19 protein-coding genes are annotated in these 16808 nt (G+C 63.1%); 10 read left to right on the top strand and 9 right to left on the bottom strand.

The window, feature by feature from the left end; translation table 11 throughout:
* Positions 1 to 2: 2 nt before the first annotated feature.
* From cydB to V6X73_RS09155, 3 genes are read right to left on the bottom strand one after another with little or no spacing between them, the layout of a single operon-like run.
* Positions 3 to 1001, bottom strand: a complete 999-nt coding sequence (cydB, locus tag V6X73_RS09165; protein WP_367959634.1) for a cytochrome d ubiquinol oxidase subunit II — start codon at positions 999 to 1001, stop codon at positions 3 to 5.
* Positions 998 to 2419, bottom strand: a complete 1422-nt coding sequence (locus V6X73_RS09160) for a cytochrome ubiquinol oxidase subunit I (protein WP_367959633.1) — start codon at positions 2417 to 2419, stop codon at positions 998 to 1000. Before V6X73_RS09160 ends, cydB begins: the two co-directional genes overlap by 4 nt.
* A 58-nt stretch (positions 2420 to 2477) precedes the next feature.
* Positions 2478 to 3152 carry a Crp/Fnr family transcriptional regulator gene (locus V6X73_RS09155; RefSeq protein ID WP_367959632.1) on the bottom strand — a complete coding sequence of 225 codons (675 nt, stop codon included), beginning with the start codon at positions 3150 to 3152 and terminating at the stop codon, positions 2478 to 2480.
* A gap of 123 nt (positions 3153 to 3275) precedes the next feature.
* On the opposite strand from V6X73_RS09155, the gene V6X73_RS09150 reads away from it, so the two are divergent.
* The 3 genes from V6X73_RS09150 to V6X73_RS09140 are packed head-to-tail and all read left to right on the top strand — an operon-like array spanning position 3276 to position 4899.
* Entirely contained in the window at positions 3276 to 3470 is a 195-nt protein-coding gene (locus V6X73_RS09150) for a YgaP family membrane protein (RefSeq protein ID WP_367959631.1), read from the top strand.
* Positions 3471 to 3505: 35 nt separating this feature from the next.
* Positions 3506 to 3940 (top strand): hypothetical protein, encoded by a 435-nt coding sequence (locus V6X73_RS09145; RefSeq protein ID WP_367959630.1) that lies wholly within the window; start codon positions 3506 to 3508, stop codon positions 3938 to 3940.
* Between the two features lie 17 nt (positions 3941 to 3957).
* Complete coding sequence (locus V6X73_RS09140; RefSeq protein ID WP_367959629.1) at positions 3958 to 4899, top strand: sulfurtransferase; 942 nt, start codon at positions 3958 to 3960, stop codon at positions 4897 to 4899.
* Between the two features lie 39 nt (positions 4900 to 4938).
* On the opposite strand, the gene hemH is transcribed toward V6X73_RS09140, so the two are convergent.
* A complete protein-coding gene (gene hemH, locus V6X73_RS09135) occupies positions 4939 to 6045 on the bottom strand; it encodes a ferrochelatase (protein ID WP_407810438.1) in 1107 nt (368 codons plus the stop codon).
* A 250-nt stretch (positions 6046 to 6295) separates the two neighbouring features.
* Here hemH and V6X73_RS09130 point away from each other — a divergent pair, with 250 nt between their 5' ends.
* Together V6X73_RS09130 and narL are read left to right on the top strand one after the other, a co-directional pair.
* The gene (locus V6X73_RS09130) at positions 6296 to 7678 is read left to right on the top strand and encodes an ATP-binding protein (protein ID WP_367959627.1); all 1383 of its coding nucleotides are present in this window, start codon (positions 6296 to 6298) and stop codon (positions 7676 to 7678) included.
* A complete protein-coding gene (narL, locus tag V6X73_RS09125) occupies positions 7675 to 8334 on the top strand; it encodes a two-component system response regulator NarL (RefSeq protein WP_367959626.1) in 660 nt (219 codons plus the stop codon). Before V6X73_RS09130 ends, narL begins: the two co-directional genes overlap by 4 nt.
* 6 nt (positions 8335 to 8340) lie before the next feature.
* Here narL and V6X73_RS09120 read toward each other — a convergent pair whose 3' ends face one another.
* The gene (locus V6X73_RS09120) at positions 8341 to 9006 is read right to left on the bottom strand and encodes a CsgG/HfaB family protein (RefSeq protein ID WP_367959624.1); all 666 of its coding nucleotides are present in this window, start codon (positions 9004 to 9006) and stop codon (positions 8341 to 8343) included.
* A gap of 152 nt (positions 9007 to 9158) precedes the next feature.
* On the opposite strand from V6X73_RS09120, the gene V6X73_RS09115 reads away from it, so the two are divergent.
* The 4 genes from V6X73_RS09115 to V6X73_RS09100 all read left to right on the top strand — a co-directional run bounded on the left by V6X73_RS09115 (position 9159) and on the right by V6X73_RS09100 (position 12311).
* Positions 9159 to 10049, top strand: coding sequence for a LysR family transcriptional regulator (locus V6X73_RS09115; RefSeq protein WP_367959622.1), 891 nt, complete (start codon positions 9159 to 9161; stop codon positions 10047 to 10049).
* 3 nt (positions 10050 to 10052) lie between these two features.
* On the top strand, positions 10053 to 10763 hold the full coding sequence (locus tag V6X73_RS09110; RefSeq protein WP_367959621.1) for a GntR family transcriptional regulator: 711 nt from the start codon (positions 10053 to 10055) through the stop codon (positions 10761 to 10763).
* 78 nt (positions 10764 to 10841) lie between these two features.
* Positions 10842 to 11174, top strand: a complete 333-nt coding sequence (locus tag V6X73_RS09105; RefSeq protein WP_367959620.1) for a MarR family transcriptional regulator — start codon at positions 10842 to 10844, stop codon at positions 11172 to 11174.
* Between the two features lie 120 nt (positions 11175 to 11294).
* A complete protein-coding gene (locus V6X73_RS09100; RefSeq protein WP_367959619.1) occupies positions 11295 to 12311 on the top strand; it encodes a zinc-dependent alcohol dehydrogenase family protein in 1017 nt (338 codons plus the stop codon).
* Positions 12312 to 12313: 2 nt separating this feature from the next.
* On the opposite strand, the gene V6X73_RS09095 is transcribed toward V6X73_RS09100, so the two are convergent.
* Positions 12314 to 13495: a urate hydroxylase PuuD gene (locus V6X73_RS09095; protein WP_367959618.1), complete on the bottom strand. Its 1182-nt coding sequence runs from the start codon at positions 13493 to 13495 to the stop codon at positions 12314 to 12316.
* 23 nt (positions 13496 to 13518) lie between these two features.
* Between V6X73_RS09095 and V6X73_RS09090 the strand changes: the two genes are divergently transcribed.
* Complete coding sequence (locus V6X73_RS09090) at positions 13519 to 14253, top strand: TetR family transcriptional regulator C-terminal domain-containing protein (protein WP_367959616.1); 735 nt, start codon at positions 13519 to 13521, stop codon at positions 14251 to 14253.
* On the opposite strand, the gene V6X73_RS09085 is transcribed toward V6X73_RS09090, so the two are convergent.
* The 3 genes from V6X73_RS09085 to V6X73_RS09075 are packed head-to-tail and all read right to left on the bottom strand — an operon-like array spanning position 14155 to position 16729.
* Positions 14155 to 14922 (bottom strand): ABC transporter permease, encoded by a 768-nt coding sequence (locus tag V6X73_RS09085; RefSeq protein WP_367959615.1) that lies wholly within the window; start codon positions 14920 to 14922, stop codon positions 14155 to 14157. The genes V6X73_RS09090 and V6X73_RS09085 overlap by 99 nt on opposite strands.
* Positions 14919 to 15719 carry an ABC transporter ATP-binding protein gene (locus tag V6X73_RS09080; RefSeq protein ID WP_367959614.1) on the bottom strand — a complete coding sequence of 267 codons (801 nt, stop codon included), beginning with the start codon at positions 15717 to 15719 and terminating at the stop codon, positions 14919 to 14921. Before V6X73_RS09080 ends, V6X73_RS09085 begins: the two co-directional genes overlap by 4 nt.
* Positions 15716 to 16729, bottom strand: coding sequence for an ABC transporter substrate-binding protein (locus tag V6X73_RS09075; RefSeq protein WP_367959613.1), 1014 nt, complete (start codon positions 16727 to 16729; stop codon positions 15716 to 15718). The genes V6X73_RS09080 and V6X73_RS09075 overlap by 4 nt, the downstream gene beginning before the upstream one ends.
* Positions 16730 to 16808: the final 79 nt, after the last annotated feature.

The following is a 16808-nucleotide window of genomic DNA, read 5'->3' as shown; positions in this document are numbered from 1 at the left end:
CTCTAGTGATAACCCTCACCCACCCGGACCTTGCCGCGGAAGACCCAGTAGGTCCAGGCCGTATAACCCAGCACCACCGGGATGACAAAAAGCACGCCCAGGAGCAGGAACATCTGCGACTCCCGCGCCGATGCGGCGTCGTAGAGCGTGTACGCCGGCGGTACCACATAGGGCCATTTGCTCGCCAGCAGACCCAGATAGGTAAAGATGAAAAGCCCCATGGTGGCGACAAAGGGCAGGCCTTCGCTGCGCCGGCTCACAGCGCGGTAGATCATCGCCGCGCAGAGCAACGCCCCGGCGGGCAGCAGCCAGATGACAAACAGGTTGCTGAACCAGCGATCGCGGACAAAGCTGTCCACCAGCGGCGTCCAGAAACTGATCACCAAAAAGACCGCCAGCACCCCGGTGAGCAGCTTCGGCGTGACCCGATAGGCCCATTCCTGGATATCGCCCTCGGTTTTCATGATCAGCCAGGTGCTGCCGAGCAACGCATATCCAAGTACTAGACCGATGCCGGTCACCACTGAAAAGGGTGTGAGCCAGTCAAAGGCACCGCCGACGTAGGTAAAGTTCTCGGTTTCAAAGCCCTGGATATAGGCCCCCACCACGATCCCTTGGGCCAGCGCCGCCAGCGTGGAGCCGCCTGCGAATGCCACGCTCCAGTAGCCCTTGGTTGCCGGTGTCGCCTTGAACCGAAATTCAAAGGCGACCCCCCGGAAGATCAGCCCGGCCAACAGCAAGAAGACGCCCAGGTAGAGCGCCGGCAGCAGGACCGAGTAGACCAGCGGGAACGCACCCAGCAGGCCGGCACCGCCGAGCACCAGCCAGGTCTCGTTGCCATCCCAGACCGGCGCCACCGAGTTCATCATCACATCCCGGGACTCTTCGCCGGGGGCGAAGGGGTAGAGGATCCCCACCCCCAGGTCAAAGCCATCCATGAGCACGTACATGATCACGCCGAAGGCGATGATCGCCGCCCAGATCATCGTAAAGTCGATCATGACCATTCTCCTTTTTCCGGCGCCGCCGGCATTGCCGGGTTGATGGGCCCGCCGGCGGACATCGGACGTTTTGGATGCGCACCGGCCTCATCGGCGCCGGGCTCGGCATCGGTCATGCCACCCTGAATGAGCCGCCAGAGGTAGTACCCGCCCGAGGCATAGACCACCGCGTAGACAGCGCCGTAGCCGATCAGGCTGGCCATGGCCATCCACCCGGTCAGTGATGGTGTCAGCCCCTCGGCGAAGCTGATCATGCCGTAGACCAGCCAGGGAGCGCGGCCGGATTCGGTCGTAAACCATCCGGCCAGCACCGCGATAAACGGCGCGGCGATCATCACTGGCAAGAATCGATGGAAAACGCCCGGCTGATAAAGCCTGCCGCGCAGCCGCAGCACCAGGCCCCAAAGGCCCACGGCGATCATCGCCAGGCCGATCCCCACCATGATGCGGAACGACCAGAAAACCACTGCCACGGGTGGCTGCTCATCCCGCGCCACTTCATTGAGCCCGGGCACTACGCCGTCGGCCTTGTGGGTGAGGATGAGACTGGCCAGCTTGGGGATGCCGAGCTCGAAGCGGTTTTCCTGCGCGGCCTGATCCGGCAGCGCGAACAGCAGCAACGGTGCACCGGCCTGGGTCTCCCAGTTGCCCTCCATGGCGGCCACCTTGGCGGGCTGGTACTCAAGCGTATTGAGCCCGTGGAAATCGCCCATGACCGCCTGTGCCGGCGCCAGAAAGAGGATCATCCAAAGGCACATGGACAGGGCCTTTTTGTTGGCCTCGACCATATGCCCCTTGAGCAGATACCAGGCACTGACACCCGCGACCACAAAGCTGCCGGTCAAAAAGCTCGCCAGCGCCATGTGCGCGAATCGATACGGGAAGGATGGGTTGAAAATGGCCTCTGCCCAGCTGCGGACATGGAGCATCCCGTCCTGGAACTCGACCCCGGCCGGCGTGTGCATCCAGCTGTTGGCCACCAGAATCCAGAAAGAAGAGATGAACGTCCCCAGCGCGACCATCACCGCGGCGAACAGGTGGGTGCCCCGCGGCACCTTGTCACGGCCAAACAGCAACACACCCAGAAAGGCCGCCTCCAGGAAGAACGCGGTGACCACCTCGTAACTGAGGATCGGTCCAAGGAAGTTGGCCGACATCTGCGCGAAGTTGCTCCAGTTGGTTCCGAACTGGAACGACATGACGATGCCCGAGACCACACCCATGCCAAAGGCGACGGCAAAGACCTTGGTCCAGAAACGCGACAGCTGCGCCCAGGCCGGGTTACCGGTTTTGAAGTGCAGGCCTTCCAGCAGTGCGATGTAAGACGCCAGCCCGATGGTGAACACCGGGAAGATGGCGTGGAACGACACCACGAAAGCGAATTGGATGCGCGATATCAGGAGTGGATCAAACTCCATGGGTCCCTGCCTTTGGCCCTTGTCGGGCCGATTGTTGCCTTTTGTTCTTGCAAGTCGTTCAGCTTGCCTGCTGTCTCTCGGTCTCGGTGCCGCTGATCGCCTCGAGGCCCGTCGGATCGGTCAGCGTAATCGCACCGCGCTCCAGCCCGACCAATCCGCGGCGCTCGAACTCTTTGAGCAGCCGGCTGACGACTTCGCGGGCCGTTCCAAGCTCCACCGCCAGGTCCTGGTGGGTGGCGGCGAGCCGGCCATCCCGCTGGCGCGCCAGCAGCCGCTCGGCCAGTCGCGTATCAAGCCGGCGGAAGGCGACCTCTTCAATGACCAGCATCAGGGTCAGCAGCCGTTGCCCGTAACTCTCCAGCACCACGCGTCGGAAATTCGGTTCTTCATCGAGCAGCCGGTTGGTCAGCGGCTCCGGGATGAGGATCACCTCGGTGTCCTCATCAACGATGGCTTCCGACTGATGACTTCCCTTGACCAACAAGCAGGCCAGGGAGAGCGGGCAAAGCTCTCCTCCTTTGATGCGGTAAAGCACGATTTCGTTCCCCGCCGCACCGGTCATCTGGACCCGGACCTCGCCGCGGATCACAAGCGGCAGCCCTTCGCAGACCTCGCCGGGACCAAACACCTGCGTACCGGCAGGGATCTCGACCTTCTGGGCGCTGCGGGCGACTGACTCCCAGGCATTATCGGATAATTGGTCCAGCGCCGGGTGAGAGATTTCATCTTTCATGATCTGGATCATGTTGCCGCTCCGCGCGTCCAATCCACGGTGACTACATCACTGAGTCGCTCCGGGTTCAAGACGACAAATGCCCCGGAGCAGGATTGCAACGCTGTCTGGAGGAAAAGTCCAATGCTCAAAACCAATGTTGGCGCGGTTGATCGCGTCATTCGTGCCGCCGTGGGGCTGGTCCTCATCGCGCTGGCGGTGTTCGGCCAGGGGATGACCTGGGGCTGGGTCGGCGTGATCCCGCTGGCGACAGCGCTGGTGAGTTATTGCCCGGCCTACAGCCTGTTGGGCATGAATACTTGTGGCCGCAAAGCTTGAGGCGAGCCCCGGATACTCGAGAGAGGAATAAGCCAATGAAGATGATGAAAAAAGCCGCGTTTGCCCTGCTGCTCATGGCTGGTCCCGGCCTGGCGCTGGCTCAGACGGATGCCGATATGCTCACGATCATCACCAGCGATGAGGAGCAAACCCAGGCGATGGCGCTGATTCTGACCATGCAGGCACAGAGAGCCGACGCCAGCCCGCAGGTTCTGCTCTGTGATGATGCCGGCGAGCTGGCGGTCGCCTCGGAAGCCTCCGACTCGGAGGTTTTGCGTGGACCGGATGCGAGTCCGGCGCAAATGGTGCGCAGGCTGGTTGATCACGGCGTGCAGGTGGATGTATGCGCGATCTTCCTGCCCAACAGCGAATATACCGATACCGATCTAATCGACGGGGTCGGCGTTGCCCAGCCGCCGGCGATCGGTGCCATAGTGGCCGATCCGGCGGTCCGTCTTTTCACCTTTTGAGCATTAGGGGGCAATCCATGTTGCTAAAAGCCATGCCATCCATCGCCCTTGTCCTGCTTTTCGGCTTGGCAGCGCCGGTCTACGGTGCTGACGTGGCGCCGGTCGTGGACGCGGAATGGGTGCAGGAACACCGCGATGAGGTCACGCTCATTCACACCTCGCGACGGGTGGAGAACTTTGGCGAGACCGGTTTCATCCCTGACGCCCCGTTTGTGGCCATGGGTGATTTCTTGACCGAGCGTCCGGGGCCGGACGGTACGATCCGCTACCTCGTGCCGGCGGCAGAGGACTTTCAGTCGCTGATCCAGGCCATGGGCGTCGATTCGGATGACCCGGTCGTCATCGTCCCGGCGGGCACCACGGTTTACGGCGATGCCACCGTCGCGACCCGCCTTTACTGGCAGATGCGCTACTACGGTCACGAGGCGGTGGCGCTTCTGGACGGCGGGGTTGCCGCGTGGGCAGCGACGGGGGGCGAGACTGTCGACGCCCCGGTCGATGCACCGGAAAACGGCCGGTTTGAGGCCGGCATGCCGCAGCCCGAATTGCTTGCCACCAGCGAAGAGGTGGCCGCCGTCGTCGCCGATGAGCAGCAGGCCCGCCTGGTGGACAACCGGCCACTCGCCCAATTCACCGGTTTAATGAGCAAGGACTACGTCCAGGGGGCGGGCCATCTGCCGGGCGCCCGGCCATTGCCCTTCAACCTCTTTGTCGCCCCCCGGGATGGGATTGTCTATTGGCGGGATGCGGATGAGGTTCGAGGCGTAGTGGATGCGATGTTGCCCGATGCCCAGGGGCCGATGATCAATTACTGCAACTCAGGGCATGTCTCATCGCTTGCCTGGTTTGCCATGTCAGAGATTGACGGCCGGGCCAGCGTTGCCCTTTATGATGGCTCGCTGCACGAATGGACGCTGGACGGACAGCGTCCGCTGGTGATCGGGCGGTCGTCTTTGTAGCGGACCGGATGCGGGCCAGCCCACATCCGGCCGGACGGCCTAGTATTCACACCCCATCGCGGCTGCCCGTTCGCGGGTGGCCTTGGGGTCTCGGCGGCTGCGTTTGATCTTGTTGCTGGCCTCGGGCCAGCCCTTGACGTGATCGAGCACCAGGTTGGTGAGCATGTCCAGGTGATCGTCCCGGTCGTTGAGCGCACGGATGTAGCGCAGCGATTCACCGCCGTGCTCTTCGAAGATCTCGGCGTTTTCTCCCTCGATTTCTTCAAGCGTCTCAAGGCAGTCCGCCGAAAAGCCCGGGCAGATGACATCAAGCTTTTTCATGCCGGATTTGGCCAGCGCCTCGACGGTCTCGTCGGTATAGGGCTGGAGCCAGACCTCGCGGCCGAAAAGTGACTGAAAGGTGACCTGCCATTCGTCGTCCGCCATGCCCAGGTGCTCGGCCACAAGGCGAGCGGTTTTCTGGCACTGGCAGTGGTAGAAATCGCCATTGAGCAGATAGCGTCTGGGCATGCCATGGAAGGACATCAGCATCTTCTCGGCCTTGCCGTGCTGGTCCCAGTGCTCGCGGATAGTGTTGGCGAGCGACTCGATGTAGCCCGGGTCATCGGCGTATTGGCCAATCAATCGCAGCTCGGGGATGAACCGCCATTGCTTGAGCTCGTCGAACACTGCGTCATAGGTCGACCCGACTGTGGTGGCCGAGTACTGCGGGTAGAGTGGCAGTACCAGGATCCGCTCGGCGCCTTCCTCGCGCAGTTTGCGCAGGCCATCGCGTATCGACGGGTTGCCGTAGCGCATGGCCAGTTCAATACTGAACGGGCCCTTGAGCTTTTTTGCCAGCCGCTCTTTGATGCCGGCCACCTGTTTCTGGCCGATCGTCAGCAGCGGTGATCCACCCTCTTCCCAGACTTCGCGGTAGGCGGCGGCGGATTTGCGTGGCCGGGTCCGCAGGATGACCCCGTGCAAAAGCAGCCACCACAGTGGGCGGTTGATCTCGACCACCCGCGGGTCGCCCAGAAATTCCGCCAGGTAGCGGCGCAGCGCCGGTGTGGTTGGCGCGTCGGGTGTGCCCAGGTTAGTGACGAGGATCCCCAGGCGGGGTACATCGTCATGGCGGGCGTTGGGCTTGGCGCTGTACATCGGCATGGCAGTCTTCCGTCGTTGGCTGGCAAGCGTGGCTCACAAGGCTTTTCTGCCCAGCATTCCACAAATCTCGCTCCATCATACGGGGTGTTCAGGTAACGCCCAAATAGAGCCGTCGTTGCCTGCCCATAGCCGGGGTCAATGGCTTGCAATCATGCTCTTTTTAGTTGATTTTTCGCATCAGGAGAGCGGGACAGGGAAGGCTTGATGATCGCCGATACAGGTGCAATGGATTGGCAGCCGGGGTAATACGATGCTCGGTGCGATTGCCGGCTCGCTGCGGCTGCAGTTGACGATGATTGCCCTGGGGCTTTTTGGACTGGCCCTCGCGGCAATGGTGAGTTCGCTTTACTACGCCCGTGCCGCGGATGATGACGCGAGTACGTTGCGACAGGCGGCGGCCATGCGTGCCGAAGTCTATCGTATGGCTTTCTACAACGAGCAGGGCAATTTCCGGCAGGTCCAGGCCAGCGCGGCGCGGTTTGATCGGGCATTGCGCGAAGAAAACCTCCATCGAATGCTCGAGCAGGCCGATCCAGCGCTGGCGCAGCACTACAGCGCGCTGAGACGGCGTTGGCATGCCGACTGGCGCCAGCCTCTGACCATGGGGCCGAGTTTTGCGGCTTTTACACCGTCGACCGATCGCATCGAGACCCTGGCGGTACAGCTTGATGACTTTGTCACGGCGGTCGAGGCCCGCACCGAGGCGCGTCTTGCGCGGCTGACCCTGCTCGAGGGCAGCATCTTTGTCATTTTTCTGGCCCTCATGCTGGTTGCCGTGCAGCACTTTCGATTGTCGCTGATGCGGCCGGTCCGGGAGCTTGCCGCCGGCATCGAACGATTGACCGGCGGCTGGTCGGCGACCCGTGTCGAAGCCGAACAGGGCGCCGGCATGGCCCCGGTGATGCTCCGATTCAACAACATGGCCGCGGCGCTGGAGCGCATCGAGCAGGCCGAGCGCATGGAAAACCAGGCCCGGGAGGCCGAAAAGCGCGTCATGCTGGCACTGCTCGAGGAGCGCTCGGCGCTGGCCCGGGAGTGCCATGACTGCCTGGGCCAGTCGCTGACCTACATCAAAATCCAGGTCACCCGCATGGACGATGCATTGAAAGCCCCTGAACCTTCCCCGGCGGCACTGCGTGAGATATCCACCGAGCTCAGACGGGGGGTGGATGAAGCGCACCAGAATCTTCGCGACCTCTTGGCGATGTTCCGGCTGCGGGTCGAGCAGCCTGACCTGCGCTCGGGGTTGCGTGCGGTGGTTGACGAGTTTGCGCGCTGGTATCCCGACATCACTTTTGATTTCCGGTGCACAGGCCGGGTGTGTGAACTCAACCCGGGACAGCGGATTCATCTGATCCATATCGCCCGCGAGGCGTTGAACAACGTCGGTCGTCATGCCCGGGCCCATCGCGCTGCGGTCACGCTCGAGGGCGTCGAGGCTGGCGCCGGCACCCCGGACTGGCTGCGGCTGACCGTCACCGATGATGGGGTTGGCATCACCGGTGATGTCGAGCGCGGCCATTACGGCATCGAGATCATGCGCGACCGGGCCAACCAGATGGGTGGCCAGCTGACCATCGAGGCCGATGCGAAGGCGGGCAGCTGTGTGGTGGCAGAGGTGCCCTGTCAATGACTGTGCGAGTGTTCATCGTCGACGATCACCCCTTACTGCGCCGCGGTCTGGCGCAGCTCATCGATATGGCTGGCGATCGCGGGCTGGCCATGGCGGGCGAGGCGAGCAATGGCGCCGAGGCGCTGGCGCGCATCGAATCACTCAACCCCGAACTCGTGGTGCTTGATCTGAACATGCCCGACATGAACGGCGTCGAGGTGCTGCAGGCCCTGCGCGAGCGGGGTTTTTCGGCGCCGGTGGTGTTTTTGACGGTCTCGGACGAGCAGACCGGTTTCTCGGCAGCCCTTCAGTCGGGCGCCAACGGCTATTTGCTAAAGCAAAGCGAACCGGACCGACTGGTCGACGATCTGCTGCGCGTCGCATCCGGTGAGGTGGTGATCAGCCCACTGCTGACCTCGGCACTTGCCCGCGCCATGCGATCGGCCGGCTGCAGTGGGCCCGAGGGCCTGGAGGGGGTGACCCCGCGGGAGCAGGATATCCTGGGCTGTCTCGGCCGCGGGTTGAGCAACAAGCGGATCGCCCGCGAGCTCGACATCACCGAGGCGACCGCGAAGGTGCATGTGCGCAGCCTGCTGCGCAAGATGAAGCTTCGCTCACGGGTCGAGGCCGCTGTCTGGGCAGCGCGCCACGGTATGGTGCCGGATGAGCCGGATTGAGCCGGCTCAGCGGGCTGGCAGGGTGAGTGTGAGCCGGTCGATCAGTACCGCTGCCTGTTCCTGGCGCTGTTTGGATAACGCTTCGCCGACAATATCGCCGCCCACGGCGCCACCGACACCGCCAACCACCGCGCCGGTGCTGTCGTCGCCGATTTCGGCACCCAGAATGCCGCCGCCGATGGCGCCAAGCAGCTGCCCGGCCCGCCGGGTCATGTCGGCCCCGGTCCGGGCGGTGCCCGAGGCGGACCAGAGGATCGTACCGTTGGTGACGTCGACCATTTGAGCGCTCATGCTCATGGTCTCGCCGAACTCAGGCAGGTTAACCAGCACCACGCTATCGACGTTGAGAATACGCCCGACCTCTGCTGCGCCGCTCGCCGCCGTGACCTGCGAGCGAGAGAAGTCCTGTTCTTCGAGTACCTGGTCGATCTGGCTTCGCTCGATGGGGCTGTAGCCAAGCCCCAGCAATGCCTGGTTGTACATGCTGGCAATCTGGTCGCGGGCGGCGTCTCCGCCAATGCCGTCGACGGAGACCACCGCGGTGCGCTCGATGGCGCTGAAGTCATAACTGCGGTTGTAATCGCCGCTGCCGCTTACCGACGCGCAGGCGCTTAACAGTACCAGCACCGCCAGAAGAATGAGGGCGTTTGCGGTTGTCCTTGAACACACCATGGTGGGGGCTCCTGTGCTGAGGCTGCCTTTATTATGACTGATATCGGCGGTGGTTGTTTCGTCAATTCGCGTTGGTGCACCGCCCTGGGGCTGGACTTGTTGTTCGTTTTTGTGATTGATTCTAGATCAAACGTTCGCCCTTACCGAATATTATGCCAGCGCTCAATTACCACCACCTCCGCTACTTTCAGGTCGTCGCCCACGAGGGGCACCTGACCCGGGCGGCCGAACAGCTCAACATCGCGCAGTCAGCATTGTCATCACAGATCCGCCGGCTGGAGGAGCGGCTCGGGCAGTCGTTATTTGAACGACGTGGCCGGGCGCTGCATTTGACCGAGGCCGGCCGGATCGCCCTCGATCATGCCGATACCATCTTCGCCACCGGCGATGAGCTGCTCGCTACCCTGCAGCAACGCACCGGCGAGCGGCAGGCGCTGCGCGTCGGCGCACTGGCAACGCTGTCGCGAAACTTTCAGCTGCGATTTCTGCGACCGCTACTGGGCCGCAGCGATGTCGAGGTGGTGCTGCAATCGGGCAGTGCAGCCGAGCTCTATGACGCGCTGATGGGGCTGCAGCTGGATGTGGTCTTGACCAACGACCCACCCCGCGCAGATGCGTTGCGGCCTTTTTACGTCCACCGCATCGATGAGCAGCCGGTGGGCCTGATCGGGACCCCCGATCATGTGGTCGACGGCTTGAGCCTTGCCGAGCGGCTATCGACCGCCCCGCTTTTGCTGCCCGCGCGCAGCGTCGGCCTGCGGACCCGAGTTGATGCCTTGCTGGCGTCGCTGGGTGTCGCGCCGCAGATCGCGGCCGAGGTGGATGACATGGCCATGATGCGTCTGCTGGCCCGGGAGGGTGTGGGGCTTGCCATCATCCCGCCGATTGTCGTCCGGGACGAGCTTGATGGTGGTCAATTGATCGAGGCGGATCGGTTGACGACGCTGACCGAGACATTCCACGCGGTGACCATCGAACGCCGCTATCCCAACCCGCTGCTGTCATTGCTGATTGATGCCCCGAAGCGGAGCGGTCATGATTAGCTTATGTCAGCAAATGTTGGGTTCGCTTCGATGGAGAGCTTGAGCGATCGGGTCTGCGCGGCGGTACGGAAGCGGATTCTCAATGGTGTGTATGGCGGTGGCCAGTTCCTCGGCGAAGAAGCCATCGCCTCGGAGCTGGGCGTTTCGCGTCCAGTTGTCAGCGACTGCCTGCAATGGCTGGCCGACGAGGGCTGGCTCGAGCTCATCCCCTATCGCGGCGCCCGGGTCATTGACTGGACACCGGATGACAGTCACGAGGTCTTCGAGCTCAGGGCCTTGCTGGAGGGACATGCGGCGCGCCGAGCGGCGGAACGGATCGATCCCTCCACGATCGGTAACTTGCAGCGGCTGATCGGACAGGAATATCAAGTGATCAGCGCCGATCGGGTGGACCACGAGCGACTCAGCCGGATCAACCTGGCCATCCACGAGACGATTTGCTCGGCCAGTGGCAGCCGGCGGCTGCGGCGGCTCATGGAGGGCTTGCTCGACGGCGCGGTCTCGGCCCGCAACACCTTTGGGCTGTCCCAGGCCTGGCTGGATAAGGCCCACCGCGAGCATGCCGAGATCGTGACCGCCCTGGCGTCCGGCGATGGCGGCAAGGCGGCGTCGGTATTGCGTACGCATATTCTGTCGGTATCCAACGGCCAGCCCTGGCCCACCGATGGCTATACCGAGGAGGCGATCACGTCGCCCCGGTCAAGCGAGTGCTAATTTAGGCTTCGAAATCCGTTGCCACCGACAGGCGGCATGGCTAGTTTCCGCGACGATAAAGGCGACAGGGACTTTGCCATGGGCACTTGGGATGCGCTCGCCGACGCCCGGCTGACCGAAAAGCTGCGACAGGCCCTGGCTCCGGTGCTGCCCTATGGGCCGTCTCTCATTCCAACGGATATCCTGATCACCGTGAGCGTTCATCATGAAACGGGTCGTCCGTTGACGATGAAACAGCTCCTCGCGGTGTTGCCCTACTCGGTGACCGGGGTCCGCTATAACCTCGCTCAGCTCATCGCCGATGGCTGGATCACCAAAGAGCGCCGTGGCGAAGATCGGCGTCTGGTCTTTCTGATCCCCTCGGATCGTCTCCGCGAGGCGTTTGCCGAGGTCCGGGCCCGGATTCAGTAGCCCGGGCCGGCTCCGCTGGCGGATGCGCTGCCGGCCGCCGGTGGCCATCCCCTTGCATCCAGCCCGCCGCATGCACAGCATGGAGGGCTGTTGACCACCAGATAAGAGATGGGCAAAGCAATGGAAAACCGTACCCTTCGCCTCGCACCGGGAGGCGGTTTCGATGCCGTGGAGATCTTCGACGCCGGACAGCCCCCGGCCCCGGGGCCCGGCGAGATCACCGTTCGTGTTCACGCCAGCTCCCTTAACTATCACGACTACGGCGTGGTCAAGGGGCCGATGGCACCCCGGGATGAGGCGCGCATTCCGCTCTCGGATGGCGCCGGCGAGGTGATGGCCACCGGCGAGGGGGTCGACGAGTTCGCCGTGGGTGACGCGGTGGTCAGTACGTTTTTTCTGGACTGGTCCGACGGTGATCCGGTCAATGAAGGGTTCGGCCGTACCCCCGGAGACGGGGTCGATGGATACGCCCGGCAATTCGTCACCCGCCCGGCGCAGGCGTTTACCCGGGCGCCCGCCGGCTGGAGTCATGCCGAGGCCGCCACACTGACCACCGCGGGTGTCACAGCCTGGCGCGCGCTCTACCCCCACGGCGGCTTACAGGCTGGCCAGACCGTGCTCACCCTGGGGACCGGCGGTGTCTCGATCTTTGCCCTGCAGTTGGCCAAGGCGGCCGGCGCGCGGGTGATCAGCACCTCTTCCAGCGATGAAAAGCTCCAGCGGCTCCAGGCAATGGGTGCCGATGCGGTGATCAATTATCGGGAAAATCCGGAATGGGGCCAGCGGGTCCGAGAGCTCACCGATGGCCGGGGGGTGGATCATGTCATCGAGGTGGGCGGACCAGGGACGCTGCCACAGTCAATGACCGCGGCAGCGGTGGGTGGTCATATCGCGCTAATCGGCGTGCTCACCGGTGTGAAGGGTGACTTTCCGCTCATTCAGTCACTGCTTCGCCAGCAGCGACTCCAGGGCGTGCTGGTTGGTAGCCGACAGGATCAGGCCGATCTGGTGGCGGCGCTTGAGGCCATCGGCCTGCGGCCGGTCATTGACCGGCATTTCCCCCTCGAGGAGCTGGTGGCCGCTTTCCAGCATGAAGAGGCCGGCGCGCATTTCGGCAAGATCTGCATCGAGATCTAGCGTTATTGGGCGGCCAGCCAGGCCGCCAGCTGCTCGCGTTCGGCTTCGGTCATCTCGGTCATGTTGCCAAGCGGCATCGCCCGCGAGGCAATGGTCTGGGCGTGGACCTGTGATGCGTAGCGACGGACATCGTCCAGGCTTTCCAGGCGCACCCCGGCCGGCGGCTCGTTATACCCGGGAAAACTCGGGTTGGCGGCATGGCAGCTGATGCAATGGTTGTTGACGATGGTGCGAATGGCACCATCCGAGACTGCAGCTGCTGCCGGATCGATGGTGACGGGCTCGGGCCGCAGGGACAGGGCGATCCCCAGGGCGAGCACGGCGGCGGTGGGCCACTGCCACCAGACCCGCCAGCCGCCATGGCCGGTGTGGCTGGCGTTGAAGTAATCGCGAATGATCCCGCCCAACAGCACCACGGCCCCGACCAGAAGCCACAACCACTCGCCGACGAAGGTCATCGGATAGTGATTGGAGAGCATCATGAACAAAACCGGCAGAGTCAGGTAGTTGTTGTGCGTCGAACGCTGCTTGGCCTCAAGCCCCAGTGCCGGGTCGGGATCTTCGCCGGCCTGTAGCGCACGGACGGTCTTTTTCTGGTTGGGGATGATGACGAAAAACACATTGGCGGTCATCCAGGTGGCCACCAGCGCGCCGGTATGAAGCAGCGCGGCGCGGGAACTGTAGAGTTCGCTGTAGCCCCAGGCCGCCGCGATGATCACAACATAGACCGCCGCCGCAAGGGCCCAGACATTCCGCCCCAGCGGGCTGAGACACAGTGCGTGGTAGAGCAGCCAGCCAACAGCCAGCGAGGCCAGGGAAAGCCCGATCGCTACAAGCGGCGAGATGCCCGAGACGGCGGGGTCGAGCAGGTAGGCCTCGGCGCCCCAGTAGTAGGTAATCCCCAGCAGGGCAAAGCCGCTGATCCAGGTAAAATAGCTCTCGTATTTGAACCAGTGCAGCGTGCCGGGCATCTCTTCGGGGGCGACCAGGTATTTGCGAACCCGATAGAACCCCCCTCCATGGACCAGCCAGCTCTCGCCTTTGACCCCCTCGGGCAGGGCATTGGCACGGCGTAGAGAGAGATCGAGCCAGATGAAATAAAATGAGCTCCCGATCCAGGCAATGGCGGTGATGACATGCAGCCATCGCACCAGCATGCTGGCAAAATCCATCCAGTAGTCCACGGCTAAAGGGCTCCTCGTTGAGGATGAACAGACAACAAACCAACCGGCGAGAGAAAAAGGGCCGGATCCTTCGGGCGGCGCGCGCCGCATTCGGCGTCCAGGGCTTCCAGGGTGCGACCCTGCAGGGCATCGCCCGGCGTGCCGGCCTGCCCAAGCCCAATATCGTCTACTATTTCGGCTCCAAAGAGCGGCTCTATGAGGCGGTCCTCCACGACATCATCCATGACTGGAACGATGCCTTCGACCATCTGCAGCCGGATGCGGACCCGGCGATGGCGCTGGACCGGGTGGTGCGAGCGAAATTCGAGCGCGTGATCAATGACCCCCGCTCGTCGCGCATCTTCGCAATGGAAATCCTCAACGGCGCCCCGTACACCCAGCGGCATCTGCGGGAGGCCATCCGCCCCTGGCTTGCGGATAAAAGCGCCGTCATCTCCGGTTGGGTCGACGACGGTCGTATTGCCGCGATCGACCCGATCCAGCTGATCTTCATGATCTGGGCGGTCACCCAGCACTATGCCGATTTTGGCGCCCAGGTGCTGGTCCTTATGGACCGCTCGGCCTTCACTGAGACCGACCTCGCCCACATCGCCGACGCCCTGAGCGCGTTTGTGCTGAGAAGTTGTGGTCTGGAACCGCTCACCCATGCCGATCACGCCCTACCCGGTCTCGCTGCGTTCGGCCCAGCCGGCGAAGATGCGCTCGAGCAGAATGACCGCGTAGTAGATCAGGATGCCCATCACGGCCAGCGCGATTAGCACTGCAAACATCAATGGATAATCGCCATTGGTCTCACCCGAGCGAAAAAGCGCCCCCAGGCCACGGCCGTGAGGCGAGACGATCTCGACCAGGTTGGTTCCAATAAACGCCAGCGTTGCCGCGACCTTGAGCGCACCAAAGAACTCTGGAAGCGTTTTGGGCAGGGCGATCTTGGTGAAAAGCGTTACCCGCGATGCACCCAGGCTGCGCAGGATATCCCGATACTCGGGCTCGAGCGTCGACAGTCCGATGCTGACCGACACGGCGATCGGAAAGAACGAGATCAAAAACGCCATCAACACCGTGTTGAAGTCGTGCTGACCGATGAAAATGAGCGCGATCACCGGCACCAGCGTGGCCTTGGGGATGGCGTTGAAACCCACCAGCAGTGGATAGAGCGCCTCGCGGGCAATCCGTGAAAACCCCATGATCATGCCAAGCAGTGTCCCGGCGAGCACCGACAGCGCCAAACCGGCCACGGTCCGCCACAGGGTCTGCCAGCTCATCTGGACAAACAGATCAAAGTGTTCGACGAACGCCGCCGGCAGATCCGAGGGCGCGGCCATCTTGTAGGCGGGCCACTGGTTGACCCACACCAGTGCCTCCCAGCCAAGCGTGAACAGCGCCAGTGCGGTGACCGGGATCAGGATCTTGTGCTTCCAGTTCATGCGTTCACGGCCTGTTCGGCGGTGGATCGGCCCTGGGCGATTCGGATCTGCTCACGCAGAATGGCAAGCATCTCGACCGATCGCGTGTCGTAGAGGATTTCGATATCGCGGTCATCGGGCAGGTCGACATCGAGCACATACTGGGTATGGGCAGGCCGCCCCGAGAGGACAAAGACCTGGTCACCCAGAAAAACGCTCTCGCGCAGGTCGTGGGTGATCAACAAAGTCGTGAATGGCTCTTCCTGGCGCAGGTTGCGCAGCGTCTGCCAGAGATCCTCACGGGTGAAGGCGTCGAGCGCGCCGAAGGGCTCATCGAGGATGAGCACTTCGGGTTTGTGGACGATAGCCCGGCACAATGAGGCACGCTGACGCATGCCCCCGGAGAGCTCGGACGGACGCTTTGCCTCGAAACCTTTCAAGCCCACCATCTCGAGCAGCTGCATGGCCCGGTCCACCCGCTCGCGGCGTCCCATGCGCGGGGCAACGATCTCCAGCGGCAGGATGACGTTATCCAGAATGGTGCGCCATTCCAGCAACACGGGGTTCTGAAACGCCATGCCCACGGTGCTGCGTGGCGAGCGCACCCACTCGCCGTGCAGCCGCACACCGCCCTCGTCCGGGAGCAGCAGTCCGGCCACCAGTCGGGTCAATGTCGACTTGCCGCACCCCGACGGCCCCACGACCGCGGCGAACTCGTTCTCGGGGACGCTGATCTGCAGGTTCTCCAGAACGGGCAGGGGGCCCGCCGCCGTTGGATAGGCGTGCGTGACCCCCTCGATTTCGATCAGCCCGGTCATTCGAGCATCCGATCGGCCTGGGCCGGCAGATAACGGGCGTCGAAGACATCCTCGATGGATGGCACCTCGTCGAAGTCATAGACCAGCTTGGTCTGCTCGATGGCCGCCGCCATACGCTCGCGATCGACACCGCCCATGCCGTTTTCGCGTACGTAGTCGGTGAGCACATTGGCGTTGATTGCAAGCTCAAGCCGCTGGGTCTCGCTGTCGGTATCCATGGCCGGGTTGGCAGGGACCATCGCCTCCACGGCGGTGCCGGGCTCGGCGATGGCGTCCTTCCAGCCCCGGGCGATGCCCGCCAAAAACCCGCTGACCGCATCCGGATTGGCTTCGGCGAAATCGGTATTGACGATAATCGCGTTGCCATAGAGCTCGAGACCGTAGTCGGCCATCAGCAGCACCGAGAGATCGTCCTCGGGGACGCCGAGGCGCAGCAGGTTGAGTGTTGAGGAAAACGAAAATCCGGCGATGGCATCCACCTCGCCGTCCGCCAGCATGGGCTCGCGCACCGGAAAGCCGACTGGCTCGACGGTGATTGCATCCGAATCGATGCCGGTCTCGGCAGCAAAGATCGGGAACTGCGCCCAGGCGCCATCCGGTGGCGGGGCCCCGAGGACGCGGCCCTCCAGATCCTCGGGCTCATCCACTCCAAGGGATTTGCGGCCGACAACCGAAAACGGGGGCTTGTCATAGACCATCATCACCGCTTTGACCGGTGCGTCCGGATTTTGGTCAAGAAACCGCATCAGCGAGTTGATATCGGCAAAACCAAAGGGGAAAGAGCCGGTGGCTACCTTGGGAATGGCATCCAGTGATCCGGACCCCTCCGAGATTTCGACATCGAGTCCGGCGTCGTCAAAATAGCCGCGTTCTTCGGCCAGAAAATACGGCGCCGCCGGGCCTTCGAATTTCCAGTCCAGTGCAAAGGGGGTATCAAGGCTCTGGGCCTGGGCGCCGGTGGCGGCAAGCCCCACGGCGAGCGCTGCGAGACGGATTGATCGAATCATCATGGTTTCACTCCTCGGACCGTTGTTGGTGCCCCTTTTAAAGCAATTTCGGTGCCACAGCGCATACCGTGAAAAGGGGCTT

Source organism: Spiribacter pallidus (genome assembly GCF_040838495.1).
GTDB lineage: Bacteria > Pseudomonadota > Gammaproteobacteria > Nitrococcales > Nitrococcaceae > Spiribacter > Spiribacter pallidus.
This window is presented reverse-complemented; position numbering and strand designations above follow the sequence as displayed.